At 67.2% G+C, this 17,625-nt stretch carries 19 protein-coding genes; 11 read left to right on the forward strand and 8 right to left on the reverse strand.

Annotation, left to right across the window (positions count from 1 at the left end; genetic code table 11):
• Positions 1–25: 25 nt before the first annotated feature.
• Positions 26–1,138, reverse strand: coding sequence for a BMP family protein (locus tag D7252_RS19040; protein ID WP_120777168.1), 1,113 nt, complete (start codon positions 1,136–1,138; stop codon positions 26–28).
• Positions 1,139–1,285: 147 nt separating this feature from the next.
• Positions 1,286–2,401: a mannose-1-phosphate guanylyltransferase gene (locus D7252_RS19045; RefSeq protein WP_120777169.1), complete on the reverse strand. Its 1,116-nt coding sequence runs from the start codon at positions 2,399–2,401 to the stop codon at positions 1,286–1,288.
• Positions 2,402–2,646: 245 nt separating this feature from the next.
• Between D7252_RS19045 and sdhC the strand changes: the two genes are divergently transcribed.
• The 6 genes from sdhC to D7252_RS19075 are packed head-to-tail and all read left to right on the forward strand — an operon-like array spanning position 2,647 to position 8,259.
• A complete protein-coding gene (sdhC, locus tag D7252_RS19050) occupies positions 2,647–3,081 on the forward strand; it encodes a succinate dehydrogenase, cytochrome b556 subunit (protein ID WP_116636409.1) in 435 nt (144 codons plus the stop codon).
• Entirely contained in the window at positions 3,081–3,524 is a 444-nt protein-coding gene (locus D7252_RS19055; protein ID WP_120777170.1) for a succinate dehydrogenase hydrophobic membrane anchor subunit, read from the forward strand. The genes sdhC and D7252_RS19055 overlap by 1 nt, the downstream gene beginning before the upstream one ends.
• 19 nt (positions 3,525–3,543) lie before the next feature.
• Positions 3,544–5,370, forward strand: coding sequence for a succinate dehydrogenase flavoprotein subunit (gene sdhA / locus D7252_RS19060; RefSeq protein WP_120777171.1), 1,827 nt, complete (start codon positions 3,544–3,546; stop codon positions 5,368–5,370).
• Positions 5,371–5,372: 2 nt separating this feature from the next.
• A complete protein-coding gene (locus D7252_RS19065) occupies positions 5,373–6,140 on the forward strand; it encodes a succinate dehydrogenase iron-sulfur subunit (protein WP_120777172.1) in 768 nt (255 codons plus the stop codon).
• A gap of 60 nt (positions 6,141–6,200) precedes the next feature.
• A complete protein-coding gene (locus D7252_RS19070) occupies positions 6,201–7,409 on the forward strand; it encodes a YihY/virulence factor BrkB family protein (RefSeq protein ID WP_120777173.1) in 1,209 nt (402 codons plus the stop codon).
• 10 nt (positions 7,410–7,419) lie between these two features.
• Complete coding sequence (locus D7252_RS19075; RefSeq protein WP_120777174.1) at positions 7,420–8,259, forward strand: exodeoxyribonuclease III; 840 nt, start codon at positions 7,420–7,422, stop codon at positions 8,257–8,259.
• Here the strand turns inward: D7252_RS19075 and D7252_RS19080 are convergent.
• A complete protein-coding gene (locus D7252_RS19080) occupies positions 8,253–8,909 on the reverse strand; it encodes a DUF4166 domain-containing protein (RefSeq protein WP_120777175.1) in 657 nt (218 codons plus the stop codon). The two genes, D7252_RS19075 and D7252_RS19080, sit on opposite strands and share 7 nt — an antisense overlap.
• A gap of 80 nt (positions 8,910–8,989) precedes the next feature.
• Here D7252_RS19080 and trpS point away from each other — a divergent pair, with 80 nt between their 5' ends.
• Both trpS and D7252_RS19090 read left to right on the forward strand, forming a co-directional pair.
• Entirely contained in the window at positions 8,990–9,994 is a 1,005-nt protein-coding gene (trpS, locus tag D7252_RS19085) for a tryptophan--tRNA ligase (protein ID WP_120777176.1), read from the forward strand.
• 22 nt (positions 9,995–10,016) lie between these two features.
• The gene (locus D7252_RS19090) at positions 10,017–10,595 is read left to right on the forward strand and encodes a hypothetical protein (RefSeq protein ID WP_120777177.1); all 579 of its coding nucleotides are present in this window, start codon (positions 10,017–10,019) and stop codon (positions 10,593–10,595) included.
• Positions 10,596–10,611: 16 nt separating this feature from the next.
• On the opposite strand, the gene pth is transcribed toward D7252_RS19090, so the two are convergent.
• Both pth and D7252_RS19100 read right to left on the reverse strand, forming a co-directional pair.
• Positions 10,612–11,193, reverse strand: coding sequence for an aminoacyl-tRNA hydrolase (gene pth, locus D7252_RS19095; RefSeq protein ID WP_120777178.1), 582 nt, complete (start codon positions 11,191–11,193; stop codon positions 10,612–10,614).
• 101 nt (positions 11,194–11,294) lie between these two features.
• Positions 11,295–11,900, reverse strand: coding sequence for a 50S ribosomal protein L25/general stress protein Ctc (locus D7252_RS19100; protein ID WP_120777179.1), 606 nt, complete (start codon positions 11,898–11,900; stop codon positions 11,295–11,297).
• A gap of 224 nt (positions 11,901–12,124) precedes the next feature.
• On the opposite strand from D7252_RS19100, the gene D7252_RS20490 reads away from it, so the two are divergent.
• On the forward strand, positions 12,125–12,250 hold the full coding sequence (locus D7252_RS20490) for a hypothetical protein (RefSeq protein ID WP_259461159.1): 126 nt from the start codon (positions 12,125–12,127) through the stop codon (positions 12,248–12,250).
• Between the two features lie 15 nt (positions 12,251–12,265).
• Here the strand turns inward: D7252_RS20490 and D7252_RS19105 are convergent, their stop codons facing one another.
• Together D7252_RS19105 and D7252_RS19110 are read right to left on the reverse strand one after the other, a co-directional pair.
• Positions 12,266–12,742: a gluconokinase gene (locus tag D7252_RS19105; protein WP_120777299.1), complete on the reverse strand. Its 477-nt coding sequence runs from the start codon at positions 12,740–12,742 to the stop codon at positions 12,266–12,268.
• Between the two features lie 41 nt (positions 12,743–12,783).
• A complete protein-coding gene (locus D7252_RS19110) occupies positions 12,784–13,842 on the reverse strand; it encodes a D-2-hydroxyacid dehydrogenase (protein ID WP_120777180.1) in 1,059 nt (352 codons plus the stop codon).
• A gap of 165 nt (positions 13,843–14,007) precedes the next feature.
• Between D7252_RS19110 and gndA the strand changes: the two genes are divergently transcribed.
• Entirely contained in the window at positions 14,008–15,456 is a 1,449-nt protein-coding gene (gndA, locus tag D7252_RS19115) for an NADP-dependent phosphogluconate dehydrogenase (RefSeq protein WP_120777181.1), read from the forward strand.
• 53 nt (positions 15,457–15,509) lie between these two features.
• On the opposite strand, the gene D7252_RS19120 is transcribed toward gndA, so the two are convergent.
• Positions 15,510–16,766, reverse strand: a complete 1,257-nt coding sequence (locus D7252_RS19120; RefSeq protein WP_120777182.1) for an FAD-binding oxidoreductase — start codon at positions 16,764–16,766, stop codon at positions 15,510–15,512.
• A 93-nt stretch (positions 16,767–16,859) separates the two neighbouring features.
• On the opposite strand from D7252_RS19120, the gene D7252_RS19125 reads away from it, so the two are divergent.
• Entirely contained in the window at positions 16,860–17,588 is a 729-nt protein-coding gene (locus D7252_RS19125; RefSeq protein ID WP_120777183.1) for a response regulator transcription factor, read from the forward strand.
• Positions 17,589–17,625 lie beyond the last annotated feature (37 nt).

Here is a 17,625-nt window from a genome sequence, read left to right on the forward strand (position 1 = left end):
GCCCCGCCCTTGAACTCGATGTCGGTTACGGGGAGTTCGGGGACTCCACCGTGATGTCGCCGGCGACGATCTGGTCCTGCAGGGCCGAGATCTCGTCCATCAGCCCGTCCGGAAGCTCGCCCTCGAAGTCACCGAAGCCCGAGAGCTTGACGCCCTCGTTCTCGAGCGTTCCGACGTACGGAGCCGGGTCGAAGTCGCCTTCGGCCGCTGCGATGGTGGCGTCGTGGACGGCCACGTCGATCGCCTTCATGATCGAGAAGAGCGTGACGTCGGCCACGCTCGAGTCAGCGACGGCGAGGTCGCTGTCGACACCGACGATGAGCGTGTCTTCACCGCTGTCGGCGATGGCTGCGGCCGCGCTCTGGTAGATGGGTCCGCCGACGGGAAGGATGACGTCGACGCCCTGGTCGAGCACACCCTGAGCCGTCTGCTTCGCGGTGTCGTTCGCGTCGAAGCCGCCGGTGAAGGAGCCCTTCTGCGTCTCGATGTCCCAGCCGAAGACCTCGACGGCGCCGGACTTGTCTTCGTTGTACTTCTCCACGCCGAGCTGGAAGCCGTCCATGAAGACCGCGACAGACGGGATCTGCATTCCGCCGAAGGTGCCCACCTTGTTGACGCCGCTCTCGGCCGACCATGCCGCCGAGGCGTATCCGCCCAGGTACGCCGCCTGAGCCGTGTCGAAGACGAGGGGCTTGATGTTGGGAGCGTCGGTCGTCCCGTCGAAGTCGTTGTCCGCGTAGTCGTCGATGATCGCGTAGTCGATCTCCGGGTTCGCGAGAGCCGACTCGACCGTGGCCGCCGACAGCTTGAAGCCCACCGCGACGATGAGCGAGCAGCCCTCCGAGACGGCGGTCTCGAGGTTGGGCGCGTAGTCGTTGTCGTTCGCCGACTCGAACTCGAGAGGCTTGATGCCCAGTTCCTCGGCGGCGCTGTCCATGCCTTCCTTGGCCGACTGGTTGAACGACTTGTCGTTCCAGCCTCCGGCGTCCGAGATGAGGCAGGGGATGAAGTCAGAGTCGACCGGCTTCGTGGAGCCTTCGCCCGATTCGGTCGGCGCCTGGCCGCAACCGGCGAGCGCGAAGACGACTCCGGCGGCGAGCGTCGCGCCGAGAAGCTTCTTGGTGGTGGAGATGGTCAACGGATGCCTCCTCAACGAACCCGCGGCCATCGCGGATCGCTCAAAGTTACCTACTGTTTCAGCTTTTGTGCACACCGGCGCGGGGCGCGCTGGCGAAAGGTTACAAAGCTGAAATCTGCGCGACACATGAGCACCGAGGCGTGCTCATCAGAGCACATCCCCCTGCCCGGTCAGCTTCAGCGACTCCACGACTCCCTTGACGCGCTGCGCGTTCTGCACGGTGGTGACCAGCAGCGCGTCAGGAGTGTCGACGACGACGATGTCCTGCACGCCGACCAGGCTGATCACGCGAGAGGTCTGGCTCACGAGGATTCCGCTCGCGGCATCCGACAGCACTCGCGCATTGGGGCCGAGGACGGCGAGGTCGTTCTTGCGGCCGTTCGTGATGAGCTTGGTCAGTGAGGCGAAGTCTCCGACGTCGTCCCAGTCGAAGTGCCCGGGCACGACCGCGAGGCGTCCGCGACGAGCTGCCGGCTCTGCGACGGCGTAGTCGATCGCGATCTTCTTCAGCCGTGGCCAGATCCGGTCGACAGCAGGGCCACGTCGCTCACGGTCATCCCACGCTTCAGCGAGTTCGAGCAGGCCCGCGTGGAGCTCGGGTTCGTTGGCGGCGAGTTCTTCGAGCAGCACGCTCGCCTTGGCGATGAACATGCCGGCGTTCCAGAGATAACCGCGATCCGCGAGATAGGCCTTCGCCGTGTCGAGGTCCGGCTTCTCCACGAAGCTCTCCACGAGCGCAGCCTCCCGGGCGCGGTCCACCACGAGCTCCGGACCTTTCTTGATGTAGCCGAATCCGATGGCCGGCTCCGTCGGGGCGATGCCGATCGTGCAGATGTACCCCTCGCGGGCCACCTCGACCGCGTCGCGCACGGCGAATTCGAACACCCGGGTGCCGCGGATCACGTGATCCGCGCTGAACGACCCGATGATCACCTCCGGATCGCGGCGGTGCAGGATCGCGGCAGCCAGGCCGATGGCCGCCGCGGATTCGCGCGGTTCGGACTCCAGGAAGACATTGACATCCGCGATCCCCGGCAGCTCCGCTTCCACCGCCGCCCGATGCGCGCGCCCCGTCACGACCGCGATCCGATCAGGCCCGGTGAGCGGCTCGAGGCGATCCCAGGTGTCGCGGAGCAGCGAATGCCCCGAGCCCGTGAGGTCGTGCAGGAACTTCGGCGCGTCCGCCCGAGAAAGGGGCCACAGCCTGCTGCCGATGCCACCGGCGGGGATCACCGCGTAGAAGTCCTTGATCGGCTCGCTCATGGAGTCAGCGTATCGGGCTGCTCATCTGCGCTCCCTCGACTTTCGGCCTCCTGCGCCGCGGATCGCTCGGCGCTGTCGGCGACTTCGTCTCTCGACATCGAGATACTTAGGCTCCCCTTCGTCGCTCCCCCCGCGAGGACAGGAATAGGATGGACAGCGATCGGGCGTGCCTGACACTTCGACAGGCTCACTACTTGGACAAGCACCGCACGCGACCGAGTCACATCGATCCAGGGAGGACGACCGTGTCCACAAGCGCTCGCTTGACACCGTCGATTTCGGAAACCACGTCCAAGACCCCCCGCGGCACCCTCTACCGGGGTCGCGAAGGCATGTGGTCGTGGGTGCTTCACCGCATCACCGGAGTCGCCATCTTCTTCTTCCTGTTGGTGCACGTGCTCGACACGGCACTGATCAGGGTGTCGCCGGAGGCGTACAACGCCGTCATCGGCACGTACAAGAACCCGATCATGGCGCTCGGCGAGGTGGTGCTGGTCGCCGGCATCGTGTTCCACGCCATGAACGGCCTGCGCATCATCGCGGTCGACTTCTGGTCGAAGGGCGCGAAGTACCAGCGCCAGCTCTTCTGGGGTGTCCTCGCGGTGTGGGTCGTCATCATGGCCGGCTTCGTGCCCCGCCACCTCATGCTCGCGTTCGCCGGCTTCGGAGGAGGACACTGATGGCCACGCAGACCACTGCCGCCCCCGTGCGCCGCCAGCGCGGTGTGAACCTCGAGAAGTGGGGCTGGATCTTCATGCGCGTCTCGGGCGTCGTGCTCGTCGTGCTGATCTTCGGCCACCTCTTCATCAACCTCATGGTCGGAGAGGGCATCCACGCCCTCGACTTCGCATTCATCGCCGGGAAGTTCGCCTCGCCGTTCTGGCAGTGGTGGGACGTCCTCATGCTCTGGCTCGCCCTGATCCACGGCGGCAACGGCATGCGGACGATCGTGAACGACTACGTGACCACCGAGAAGGCGCGCAAGGCGCTGGTCTGGGCGATCGGCCTCGCCGCCGGTCTGCTCATCGTCCTCGGCACGCTCGTCGTCTTCACGTTCGACCCGTGCCTGGGAGTGACCGAATCGAGCACGCTGTGGGAACAGTGCCAGACGCTGGGCAAGTAGAAGAGAAGGCAAACGAGAAGTGACTGCAGAGACCCAGGATTCCGTCGTCCGCGACGGCGTGCACTACCACCAGTTCGACATCGTCATCGTCGGCGCCGGAGGCGCGGGGATGCGTGCGGCGATCGAAGCCGGCTCCGGCGCGAAGACCGCCGTGATCTCCAAGCTGTACCCCACGCGCTCCCACACCGGAGCCGCGCAGGGCGGCATGGCGGCGGCCCTCGCCAATGTCGAAGAAGACTCCTGGGAGTGGCACACCTTCGACACGGTGAAGGGCGGCGACTACCTCGTCGACCAGGATGCTGCCGAGATCCTCGCGAAGGAGGCGATCGACGCCGTCATCGACCTCGAGAACATGGGCCTCCCCTTCAACCGCACGCCAGAGGGAAAGATCGACCAGCGCCGTTTCGGCGGCCACACGGCTGAGCACGGCAAGACGCCGGTGCGGCGCGCGTGCTACGCCGCCGACCGCACAGGTCACATGATCCTGCAGACGCTGTTCCAGAACTGCGTGAAGCTGGGCATCAACTTCTTCAACGAGTTCTACGTGCTCGACCTGCTCACGGTGAAGGATGCCGACGGCACGACGCAGGTCTCCGGTGTGGTCGCCTACGACCTCGCCACCGGTGAGCTGCACGTCTTCCAGGCCAAGGCCGTCATCTTCGCGACCGGCGGGTTCGGCAAGATCTTCAAGACGACTTCCAACGCGCACACCCTCACCGGTGACGGCGTCGGCATCGTCTGGCGCAAGGGCCTCCCCCTCGAAGACCTGGAGTTCTTCCAGTTCCATCCGACGGGTCTGGCCGGTCTCGGCATCCTGCTGACCGAGGGCGCCCGCGGTGAGGGCGCGATTCTGCGCAACGCCTCCGGCGAACGATTCATGGAGCGCTATGCGCCCACGATCAAAGACCTCGCCCCGCGTGACATCGTCGCGCGCTGCATGGTCCAGGAGGTCGCGGAAGGCCGCGGCGCCGGCCCCCACAAGGACTACGTGCTGCTGGACTGCACGCACCTGGGAGCCGAAGTGCTCGAGACCAAGCTTCCCGACATCACCGAGTTCGCGCGCACCTACCTGGGCGTCGACCCGGTGGTGGAGCCCGTTCCGGTGATGCCCACCGCGCACTACGCCATGGGCGGCATCCCGACCAACAACGAGGCCGAGGTGCTCGCCGACAACACCACGGTGGTCCCCGGTCTCTATGCGGCCGGCGAGTGCGCCTGCGTGTCGGTGCACGGCGCGAACCGCCTGGGCACCAACTCCCTCCTCGACATCAACGTCTTCGGCAAGCGTGCCGGGCGGAACGCGGTCGAGTACGTCAAGACCGCCGAGTTCGTGCCGCTTCCGGAGAACCCCGCCGGCTTCGTCTCGGGGATGCTCGAGGGCTTGCGCAACAACCAGGGAACCGAGCGCATCGCCGTGCTCCGCAAGGCGCTCCAGGACGAGATGGACAAGGGCGCACAGGTCTTCCGCACCCACGAGTCGCTCGAGCACGTCCTCGGCGTCATCAAGGAACTGCGCGACCGCTACATGAACGTGCACGTCGACGACAAGGGCAAGCGCTTCAACACCGACCTGCTCGAGGCCGTCGAGCTGGGATTCCTGCTCGACATCGCCGAGGTCGTGGTCTACGCGGCCCAGAACCGCCAGGAGAGCCGTGGCGGGCACATGCGCGACGACTTCCCGAAGCGCGACGACGAGAAGTACATGCAGCACACGATGGCCTACCTGACGGGCGACCCGCATTCGTCCACACCGAGCGATCACATCGAGCTCGGCTGGAAGCCCGTGGTGTTCACGAAGAACGAACAGGGCGAGTTGAACTACCCGCCGATGGAGAGGAAGTACTGAGCATGTCGAACGCCATCGCGGAAGCTCCCGCAGACAGCGGAGCAGAGCCCGCCATCCAGTCGTTCATCGTGACGTTCAACATCCGACGGTTCGACCCGGAGGTCGATTCCGAGCCGCACTGGGTCGACTACGACGTGGAGCTCTATTCGACCGACCGCGTGCTCGACGCCCTGCACAAGATCAAGTGGGAGGTCGACGGCTCGCTGAGCTTCCGCCGCTCCTGCGCGCACGGCATCTGCGGTTCCGACGCGATGCGCATCAACGGTCGCAACCGTCTCGCCTGCAAGACGCTGATCAAAGACCTCGACATCTCCAAGCCGATCTACGTCGAGGCCATCAAGGGGCTCCCCCTCGAGAAGGACCTCATCGTCGACATGGAGCCGTTCTTCGCGTCGTACCGCGATGTGCAGCCGTTCCTCGTCGCCAACTCCGTCCCGGAGAAGGGCAAGGAGCGCGTCCAGACGATCGCCGACCGCGAGATCTTCGACGACACGACCAAGTGCATCCTGTGCGCCGCGTGCACCTCGTCCTGCCCCGTGTTCTGGACCGACGGTCAGTACTTCGGCCCGGCCGCCATCGTCAACGCACACCGATTCATCTTCGACTCGCGTGACGACAACGCGGCCGTGCGTCTGGACATTCTCAACGACAAGGAAGGCGTGTGGCGCTGCCGTACGACCTTCAACTGCTCCGAGGCCTGCCCCCGGGGTATCGAGGTGACGAAGGCCATCGCCGAGGTCAAGCAGGCGATTCTTCGCGGTCGTCCGTGACGCGTGCGGGCGACATCCGCTGAGGTCTCGCCCGCCATGCCGCTTGGATAGGGTGATCACGTGTCTGAACCCGATGGCGCCGCCGCCGAGACCGGCCGTCTCGATGCCGCCGTCGAGCGCGCCACCGCGCTGACGCAGCGCACGCTCGGCCTGTTCCCCGTCCGGGTCTGGCGTCATTTCCTCCAGCACAACGGCTTCCTGCTCGCTGCAGGCGTGAGCTATCAGGCGCTCTTCGCGATCTTCGCGGCGATCTACCTGGCCTTCGCCATCGCCGGTCTCTGGCTCGGGGGCAGCGCCGAGGCGGTGGACGGTCTGATCGACATCATCAACAGCTACGTCCCCAACCTGATCCTCCCCGAGGGCGGAGTGTTCACACCCGAACAGGTGCAGGAGATCGCCGCCGGCACCACGGGGGTCCTGAGCATCACCGGCCTCATCGCCCTCGGCACCGTGATCTGGACAGCCATCGGATGGGTGACCTTCTCACGACGCGCGACGAGAGACATCTTCGGCCTGCCGCCCGACCGCCGCAGCTACGTGGTCCTCAAGGCCCGCGATCTGCTGGCCGCCTTGATCTTCGGGGCCTCGCTGGTCGTCGGCTCGCTCCTCAGCTCCGCCAGCGCCGCGGTGCTGAGCTGGGTCGTGAGTCTGCTGGGCTGGGACGGCGGCTCCGACGGCATCAACATCAGCATTCGCATCGGGACGGTCCTGGTCTCTTTCGTACTGATGTCATCGGCGCTTGCGGCGATGGTCCGCTTCCTCACCGGGACGTCGTTGCAGTGGCGGACGATCTGGCCGGGCGCCCTCCTCGGTGGCGGCGCGATGACCGTCCTCCAGTACGGGGCAGGATTTCTGCTGAGCTACACCCCCAGCAATCCGCTGCTCGCGACGTTCGCCATCTTCATCGGGCTGCTGTTGTGGTTCCGCGTCAACGGTGTCGTGATGCTCGTGGCGTCCTCCTGGATCGCGGTCGCCGCGAAGGATCGCGACCTTCCTCTGATCCCGCAGAGCGAGGCCGAGCGTCGACTGGCCGAGCACCGGACGCTGATGATGGCGGCGACCATCCGTCTGCGGGAGGCGCGCGCGGCCCGCGACTCCGCGCCGTGGTATCGCACCTGGGCTGCAGAGCGGGCCGTCCGTGATGCGGAGGACGCCCTTGCCGCCGTCGAGGCGTCCGCTCCCCCGCCCGTGGAATCGCCCTCGCCTCTCGCGCAACGCCTCCTCGCCGATCTGCACCGGCCGTCTCGGGATGTCCGACCCCGCGCCTAGGCTGGCAACCATGCGTCATCTGAGAATCGCCACGGTCAATGTCAACGGGATCCGAGCGGCGGCTCGCAACGGGATGAGCACCTGGCTGGATGCCGCCGACATCGACATCCTCACGCTCCAAGAGGTCCGTGGGCAGGACGAACACCTCGAGGCCGCCCTTCCCGGGTGGTGGTTCGTGCACGACGAAGCGACCGCCAAGGGCCGCGCGGGGGTGGCGATCGCGAGCCGTACGCCCGCCATCGCGTCGCGCTCCGACTTCGGCCCCGAGGACTTCGACTCGAAGGGCCGCTGGATCGAAGCCGACTTCCTGATCGGAGATCGCCCGCTGACCGTGGTGAGCGCCTACGTGCACTCCGGTGAAGCCGACACCCCGAAGCAGGACGAGAAGTGGAAGTTCCTCGATGCGTTCGGTGCCCGACTGAGCTCGCTCAATGTCGACGGCGCTCTCGCCCTCGTGACGGGAGACCTCAACGTGGGGCACCGCGAGCTCGACATCAAGAACTGGCGCGGAAACCGGAAGAAGGCGGGGTTCCTCCCTCGCGAGCGCGCGTACTTCGATCGTTTCCTCGGTGAGGCGGGGGCCGAGGTCACCGGTGCCGACGGATCGGTCGGCACCGGCCTCGGGTGGGTGGACGTGGGCCGTCGATTCCACGGGGAGGTCGACGGCCCCTACACGTGGTGGTCGATGCGCGGTCAGGCATTCGACAACGATTCGGGCTGGCGCATCGATTATCACCTCGCGACGCCGGCTCTCGCCGAGCGCGTCGAGACGTACCACGTCGCGCGTGCGGCCGCCTACGACCAGCGCTGGAGCGATCACGCTCCGGTGGTCGTCGACTACCGCTACTGAGTCGGCGGGGCATCCTCTTCGGAACGTCCGATGTAGCGATACCACCCGCGATATTCGAGGACCGTCCCGAACACCGGGTTGGTGGCGCGCATCTCGATGGTGCGACGACCGCTCTCCTCGTCCCAGCCGTCCTCCAGATCCACGGAGACACCGAGGATGCCCCGTAACGCGAACCGTCGGCCCCACAGGCGCAGCGCGACCCGGCGAGTGCGCATCCGCAGACCACCCCGGTCACTCACGCTGCACTCTTCGATGAGTTCGACGCGTCCACGCGTCCCCAGGATGTTGCGGACCATCCCCGGGATCGCACTCTCGGTGAGCCGGTCCGCGATGTACTGGGTCTTGCCGGGGAAGCGGAACTCGCGGATCGTGTCGAGGGTCGCTCGCCCATCGGGGGTGCGGCCCGTGGCGGTGCGAATTCCGAACGGCACATCGCGTCCGAATCGGGTGACCAGCATCTGCGGGCCGACCACCGGCACCGCCAGTGCGCCCCACCTGCCGAACCGACTTCCCGCCACGGTGAAGACTCCCTCCGCCCGCTCGATACCACCCGGCGCTCTCAGCTGCGCGAGGATCTCCGGGTGCAGTCGCTCGGCATCCGCCCCCAGGGCCGCCAGAAAAACCTGCCCTCGCGCGTTCTCGGTCGTCATGCCGACAGCGTAGGACGCTGCCCCGCGCGGGATGCGTCGCCTCGCGAGCCGCGACCGCCATCCCCCGTAGGATTGGTGTCGTGACGAAACCTCGCCTTTACTCCGGAATGCAGCCATCCGCCGACTCCCTCCAGATCGGCAACTACATCGGCGCGCTCCTCCAGTGGCGAGATCTGCAGACCTCCTATGACGCGTACTTCTCCGTCGTCGACATGCATGCTCTCACCGTCGCCCAGGACCCCGCGGAGCTCCGCGAGAAGACGCGTCGCACGGCGGCCCAGTACATCGCCGCCGGCATCGAACCCTCGCAGTCGACGCTGTACGTGCAATCGCACGTGCGCGCCCATGCCGAACTCGCATGGATCCTGAGTACCATCACCGGTTTCGGTGAAGCCGGTCGGATGACCCAGTTCAAGGACAAGTCCGCGCGGTACGGCCAGGATGCGACGAGCGTCGGCCTCTTCACGTACCCCGTGCTGATGGCCGCCGACATCCTGCTGTACCAGACCGATGTGGTTCCGGTCGGGGACGATCAGAAGCAGCACGTCGAACTCACCCGCGACCTCGCCGAGCGATTCAACTCGCGTTTCGGCACCACTTTCACGGTGCCGATTCCGGTGATCCAGAAGGACACGGCCCGCATCTACGACCTGCAGAACCCGACGTCGAAGATGTCGAAGTCGGCCGAGAGCGATGCCGGTGTGCTCTGGATGCTCGATGACCCAGCCAAGTCGGCCAAGAAGATCATGCGTGCGGTGACCGACAACGAAGGCTCAGTGCGTTTCGACCGCGAGACCAAGCCGGGCGTCTCCAACCTGCTCACGATCTACGCAGCCCTCACCGGCCGCCAGATCGCCGCCATCGAAGACGAGTACGCCGGTCGCGGGTACGGCGACTTCAAGAAGGGCCTCGCCGAGGTCGTGGTGGGCGAGTTCGAACCGGTGCGCGCGCGCGCCCTCGAGCTTCTCGACGATCCGGCAGAACTCGACCGGATCCTGGCCGAGAACGCCGGGCGAGCGGATGCCGTCGCCGACACCACCCTTTCCGCGGTGTACGACAACGTGGGGCTGCTCCGTCGCGTCTGAGTGGCGCCCGTAGGATGGGCTCGTGACCGATCCGCAGCTGCCTCCCCCGCCGGGCGCCGTCCCGCCCGTCCCCCCTGCGCCGTCCGGAGCCATCCCGCCCGCGCCGCCGGCATACGCCGCCGCCCCGCCTCATGCAGCTCCCCCCGGGGCCTATCAGGTGCCGGTCGGCGGTTACGCGGCGCCGACGGGTGCATACGCCGTGCCTGATGACGCTTCACAGCCGTCGCGCCTCCCAGGTATCCTCGCGCTGATCCTCGCGGTGGTCGCCGCAGTGGTGACTCCCATCGTGGCGGCCGTCAGCGGCTTCGAGATCGGCCGCCGCATCCCGCAGGGCATCACCACGACGAGCAGCGACGTCCTCAGCTTCCTGTCCCCCGCCCGCGATCAAGTGCTCTGGGCAGAGGTGGCTTTCTGGACCGGAACCGTCCTCGGGATCGCGGCGATCGTGATCGGGATCATCGCGATTCGGAAGAAGCAGGGGCGCGGAGCGGGAATCGCGGCGCTCGTGGTCGCAGTTCTCGCGCCGATGATCTTCTTCCTCGTGCTGGTCATCGCCTTCTCCGCCGGCAGCGCGGCGGGGTTCGCCGACTTCACCGGCTGAGCAGGCGAGCGACCGCTCAGCGAGGGGCGTGGTGTTTCTGCTGCGCGGCAAGCAGGCCTTCGCCCACCAGCAACTCGGCGGCGTCCGCCGCATCCGCGATCAGAAGCGGCAGGTTCGGGCGTTCTTCCTTGCCGAAGGGCGCGAGTACCCAGTCCGCAGGGTCCTGGCGTCCGGGCGGACGCCCGATCCCGACCCGCACGCGAGGGAAGTCCGGGGTGCCGACGGCGCGGGCGACATCACGCACGCCGTTGTGGCCGCCGTGTCCACCGCCGATCTTGAGCTTCACGGAATCGAACGGGATGTCGAGCTCGTCGTGGACGACCACGATCCGCTCCGGCGGCACGCTGTAGAAGCGCGCGAGAGCCGCCACCGGCGTGCCCGACACGTTCATGAACGTGTTCGGTTTGGCCAGCACCAGCTTGTCGGCCCCCGGTCGCAGCCAGGTTTCGACGACCCGGGCGCCGCCTTTGTGCTCGCGGAAGCTTTCGCTTCTCCTGGCTGCGATCTCATCGACGACCATCTGACCGACGTTGTGCCGGGTGGTCTCGTAGCGCGGGCCGGGGTTGCCCAGGCCCACCACCAACCAGGTGGATGGCATGTCCTCGTCCTTTCGCGCCGCGCCCCGCGAGGGACCCGGTCAGGATACGACAGAGGGGACGCGATCCGATCGCGTCCCCTCTGTGCTGAAACTCGCGGAGACTACTCTCCGGCGTTCTCCGAGGCAGCTTCGCCTTCGCCCTCGGCGGGTGCGTCGAGGTCTTCCTCCTCGTCCGGGATCGAGATCGAGACGATCAGCACCTCGGGGTCGGCCAGCAGCGTGGAGCCCTGGGGCAGGGTCACGTCGGCGGCGGTGATGTGCGCGCCGTCTTCCAGGCCCTCGACGGAGACCTCGAGGCCCTGCGGGATGTGGGTCGCCTCAGCCTCGATGGAGAGCGTGTTGGCTTCCTGGTTCACCATGGTGCCGGGAGCGGACTCGCCGACGACGTTGACGGGCACGTCGATGGTGACCTTCTCGCCCTTGCGGACCACGAGCAGGTCGATGTGCTCGATGATCTGGTGCACGGGGTCCTTCTGCACGTCCTTGACCAGCGCGAGCTGCGACGTGCCCTCGATGTCGAGCTCGAGCAGCGCGTTCGCGCGACGGATGATGAGCGAGACCTGGTGGCCCGGCAGTGCGACGTGCACCGGGTCGGTGCCATGGCCGTAGATGACGGCGGGGATCTTGCCGGCGGCGCGGAGGCGGCGGGCGAAGCCCTTGCCGAAGCTCTCGCGGAGCTCGGCGTGGACCTTGTTGTCTTCAGACATGAGGTTCTCCTTCGGGGCACGCAGCCAAAGCGCCGCGCGGTGGTCTTGGAATTGTGATCTCGAACGCAGACGCGTGAGGAAAGCCACCGGCTTGCTCCGCCGCGTCGATAACGGATGTCCGCGCACGCGCAGAAGCATCCCTCGCCGAGGTACAAGCTCAATGGTACCGGATGACCCGATAAGCTGAGGACACCGGACCTTTTCTGCAGATCACGGAGAACCTCATGCTCGACGGCGCCTTTTTCTCGCACGTACTTCTCTGGCTGATCGGTGCGATGAGCGTGTGTGCTGCCGTTGCGACGGCCGGCGCCCTGTTCTCGCTCGGCAGGGGCGGCGCCCGCAAGGACTGAGCCGCTCGGCCGCCGTCAGGCGAGCGTCACACCCGCAGCCCCGCCGATCAGCGCGACAGCTTCGACGACGCCGGCCGACTCGTCCACGCGGATGCCGCGCTCATCCGGTTCGAGGGGCTCCAGGGTGAGCAGCTGCGAATCCAGCAGCGACGCCGGCATGAAGTGCGCCGAGCGGAGCTTCACCCGTTCTGCGAGGACCGACCGGCCTACGGCCAGTTCAGCGAAGAACGCGTCGGGCTCCCCGGCGCGGATGGCATCGCGGTAGCTGCGCTTCAGCGCGGAGCACGCGACCACGATGCGTTCGCTCGCGCGAAGCGTCTCCCCCACGAGTGCCAGCCACGGCATCCGGTCGTCGTCGTCGAGCGGAATGCCGGCCGCCATCTTGGCGACGTTGCTCGGGGGATGCAGATCGTCTCCGTCGACGAAGGCCGCCCCGAGACGCTCAGCCAAGGCGAGCCCGACGGTCGACTTCCCGGAGCCGCTCGGCCCCATCACCACGATGCGCACAGGAGCGCTTTCGGCTGCCACGAGGCTCAGTAGAACTCGACGGTGTCGACCACCGCGCGCAGTTCGTCTCCGTCCAGAAGTCGTGTGGCGTTCTCGGCGAATCGGCGGGCGATCCGCTCCTCTTCCTGCGAGCTGAGCGCTGCCGTGTGCGGGCTGACGAGAACGTTCGGATGCGACCAGAGAGGGGAAGCCGGATCCAGCGGCTCCTGCTCGAAGACATCGAGGCCCGCGAACGCGATGCGTCCGTCGTCGAGGGCCGCGAGCAGAGCGTCTTCGTCGATGACCGTCCCGCGGCCGACGTTGGTGAGGATCGCCCCGGGCTTGACAGCGTCGAAGACCTCTTCCCCGATCAAGTGGTGCGTCTGGTCTGTGCCGGGGAGAGTCACCACGATCGCGTCCACTTCACCGACCGCGTCGGCGAGGCGATCCAGGGGAACGAGCCGGTCGACGCCGTCGACGGGCTCGCCGGAACGCGTCGTCCCCCAGACCGTCGCTCCCAGAGCATGGAAGCGCCGGGCGCACTCCGTGCCGATACCCCCGAGCCCCACCACGAGGACCGTCATGTCTTCGATCTGCCGCATCTCCCAGCGGTCTGGCCAGGTACGGCTCCGCTGGTCGGCCAGCAGACGAGGAAGCCCTTTCGCCCCGGCCATCACGGAGAACACCGCGAATTCGGCCAGGGTCCCGCCGTGAACTCCGGCACTGGTCGTGAAGACGATGCGATCCAGGTGGGCTCGATCGAGACCGGCGGCCTTGACGGTGCTCCCCCCGCCCGCGGCCGTCGTCATCACCCAGCGCAGGTCCGGATTGGCCTTCACCGTGCGGGCCAGGGCGCCCGCGTCGACGTCGGGGATGCCGAAGAGGACATCGGCCGAATCGACCATCGCCTGGAATGCTTGCTCCTGCGCGGACGTGCGGCGGTGATCCGGATCGCCTGTCCAGTCGGCCGGTCCGCGCATCGGCGGCATCAGCGAGTGGTCGCGAACGACCTCCAGCCGCGGTTCGAGCTTCTCGATCAGTCGACACAGGGCCTCGCGCAGCGGTACCGCGACGACGGCTCGCAGCCTGTTCTCCGACTCCGCCACGGCGATCCTCCTCGAAAGTTCTCGTCCGACCAGCGTAGAGGCCGCCGACCTCCGCCACCGAACCCCGACGTGTCACGGGAGGACGCGAAGCGGTCACACGCGCGCAGCGCATGCCTGGCAGCGATACGCTGAAACCACCCCTTCTTCACGATCGAGGAGCCTTCTGTGCCCGAAGCATCAGCGAACATCGGAGTCGTCGGACTCGCCGTCATGGGTTCGAATCTCGCCCGCAACCTCGCCAGCCGCGAGGGGAACACCGTGGCGATCTTCAACCGCAGCTACGAGAAGACCCGGACGCTCTTCGACGAGCATCCTGAGGCGGGCTTCGTTCCCACGCAGACGTACCAGGAGTTCGCGGACTCTCTGCAGAAGCCACGCACCGCGATCATCATGGTCAAGGCCGGCGGCGCGACGGATGCCGTGATCAACTCGCTGGTCGAGGTGTTCGAGCCCGGCGACATCATCGTCGACGGCGGCAACGCGTACTTCCCCGACACGATCCGTCGCGAGAAGACGGTCCGTGAGACGGGGATCAACTTCGTCGGCGCCGGGATCTCCGGCGGCGAGGAAGGGGCCCTGAACGGTCCGTCGATCATGCCCGGCGGGTCGGATGAGTCCTGGGTCACGCTCGGGCCGATCCTGAAGTCGATCGCCGCCGTCGCCGAGGGCGAGCCGTGCGTCACGCACGTCGGTCACGATGGCGCCGGTCACTTCGTGAAGATGGTGCACAACGGCATCGAGTACGCCGACATGCAGCTCATCGCCGAGGCGTACGACCTGATCCGCCGCGGCACCGGAAAGACGCCGTCAGAGATCGCCGACATCTTCGCCGAGTGGAACAGGGGCGAGCTGGAGTCGTACCTGATCGAGATCACCGCCGAGGTGCTGCGTCAGGTGGATGCCGAAACCGGCAAGCCGCTCGTCGACGTGATCCTCGACCAGGCCGGCGCCAAGGGCACCGGCGCCTGGACCGTGCAGACCGCACTCTCACTCGGCGTTCCGGTGTCCGGCATCGCCGAAGCCACCTTCGCTCGCTCGCTGTCGTCGCACCCGGAGCAGCGCGCTGTCGCCGGCGCTCTCCCCGGCCCGGACGAGGAGTTCGAGGTCGAGGACACCGACGCGTTCATCGAAGACGTGCGCCTCGCGCTGTACGCGTCGAAGATCGTCGCGTACTCGCAGGGGTTCGACGAGATCCGCGCCGGTGCTGCCGAATACAACTGGAAGATCGACCTCGGCGCGATCAGCAAGATCTGGCGGGGCGGCTGCATCATCCGCGCGCAGTTCCTCAACCGCATCGCCGACGCCTACGGCGCCGACCCGCAACTGCCCGTGCTGCTCACCGCGCCGTACTTCACCGAGGCGATCACGCGCGCGCAGGCCGCCTGGCGCCGGGTGGTCATCACCGCCGCACAGGCCGGGATCCCCGCACCGGCGTTCTCGTCGTCCCTGTCGTACTACGACGGCATCCGCGCCGACCGCCTCCCCGCCGCGCTCGTGCAGGGCCAGCGTGACTTCTTCGGCGCGCACACGTACAAGCGCATCGACAAGGAAGGCACCTTCCACACGCAGTGGTCGGGCGACCGCACCGAGATCGAAGCCGAAGACACCCACTGACGCGATTTCGACGAAGGGGCCGGCGACCGACAGGTCACCGGCCCCTTCGTGCGTCACAGGGCGACGTTGTGATTGCGACGGAACACGTTGTTCGGGTCCCACTGCGCCTTGACCTGGCGCAGCCGTTCATACCCGGCTTCGGTGAACATGCCGCGCACGGCATCCGCGCGTTCGGTGGCGGCGAAGTTGCCGTACTCCGCGAGCCGGCCCTTCTCGATGGCCTGCCAGTCGGCGATGATCTGCGCGCGCGTGGCGTCGTCGACCATTCCGGGAATGTCGAAGGCTCCCGCCATGACGAACCATGTCGCCGCTCGCGCCGGGAACGCCGTGTGCTCCTGCGGCACATCGCCGAACGCACCGCCCAGCGATCGCAGGAAGATGACGGATGCCGGATACGTACGACGGAAGGCGACGAGCCGCTCGATGAGATCGTCGCCGAGTTCGGCGAAGAGCCCGTTGCCTCCGATGAAGCCGGGCGGGGCCGCCGGCTCGTCGGGCGACTCGTTGGGCTGCGGCATCTCGACCAGGATGTCGCGGTACGCCGGAGTCGTGATCTCTGTGCGCACGCCGTCGATGGCGGTGATCGGCTCCCACACGTGGCCCAGTCGCTCCGGATCGGGCGCCGCCCAGACTGCGCTCAGCCGCGCTCCGGCCGGGGCGCTCGGGTCCATCGCGGGCACATCCATGTAGGTCGCCGTGAGCTCGCGCGGGGCATCTCGCAGCAGATCGCGTGCGGCGCGCAGCACCGATACGGCGTCGCCGTCGATGACACTCTCGGCGAATGCGATGCCGGGCAACGGGTGGGCAGCGAAATCGAAGCGCGTCACGACGCCGAAGTTGCCGCCACCCCCGCGCAACGCCCAGAACAGATCCGGGTGTTCGACGGCCGAGGTCTCGACTATTTCCCCGCCCGCGGTGACCACCTGGGCGCCGATCAGCTGATCGACGGCGAGCCCCCAGGCGCGCACCATCCAGCCGACGCCGCCGCCGAGCGTGAGACCGCCCACACCGACGGTGGCTGTGTCGCCCGAACTCAGGGCGAGGTCGTGAGCGGCGAGGGCCTTCGCGACATCGCCCCAGACAGCACCTCCTCCGACGTGAACCGTCGCGCCGTCGACGGTGATGTCGGCCAAGCCGCCGAGTTCGATGCGGAGACCGTCGTTCGGGGCATGGGACCAAGGCCCGTGCCCGCCGGCCACGATGGTGAGAGGAACGGATTCCTGAACCGCACGCAAGACGAGATCGGCGACGTCGTCGGCGGTGGTGGGGCGGTGAATCGAGGGAAGGGAAGCATCCACGCTGTCAGCCATGGCGTCATGGTAGCGGGGTCGTCGGACATCGCTCCCAGACAACGCATAGCTCGCTCCATAGAAATCACATAGGAGATTCCGCAGAATGGGGGCATGACCACCGATCTGCCCGAACTCCGCCGCCCCGACGGCTCGCCCCTGCGCATCCTCGCCGTCGACGACGAGCAGATGCTCACCGACCTTCTCGCGATGGCTCTGCGGATGGAGGGCTGGGAGGTGCGCACCGCCTCCTCCGGACTCGAGGCGCTCCAGGTCGCGCGGGAGTTCGAACCTGACGCGCTCGTGCTCGACATCATGATGCCCGACCTCGACGGGATGTCCGTGCTGAGGCGGCTCCGCGAATCCGGCAGCCTCGTTCCCGTGCTCTTTCTGACGGCGAAGGACGCCGTGGGCGACCGCGTCGCCGGGCTCACCGCGGGCGGCGACGACTACGTCACCAAACCCTTCAGCCTGGAAGAGGTCATCGCGCGCCTCCGGGCCATCATCCGCCGCACCGGCCATGCCACCACGGACGACGGCCAGTCGATCCTCCGCGTCGCCGACCTCACCCTCAATGAGGACAGCCATGAGGTCGCACGAGACGGCGACGAGATCGAGTTGACGGCGACGGAGTTCGAGCTGCTGCGCTACCTGATGCGCAACGAGCGGCGCGTGCTCTCGAAGGCGCAGATCCTCGACCGGGTCTGGAGCTACGACTTCGGCGGCAAATCGTCGGTCGTCGAGCTCTACATCTCCTACCTGCGCAAGAAGATCGATGCGGGTCGCACTCCGCTGCTGCACACCGTGCGCGGCGTCGGGTACATGATCAAGGCCCCTCAGTGAGCGATGCGGCGGTGCCGCGGCGTCCGATGAGCCTGCA

Source organism: Microbacterium sp. CGR2, from assembly GCF_003626735.1.
Lineage (GTDB): Bacteria > Actinomycetota > Actinomycetes > Actinomycetales > Microbacteriaceae > Microbacterium.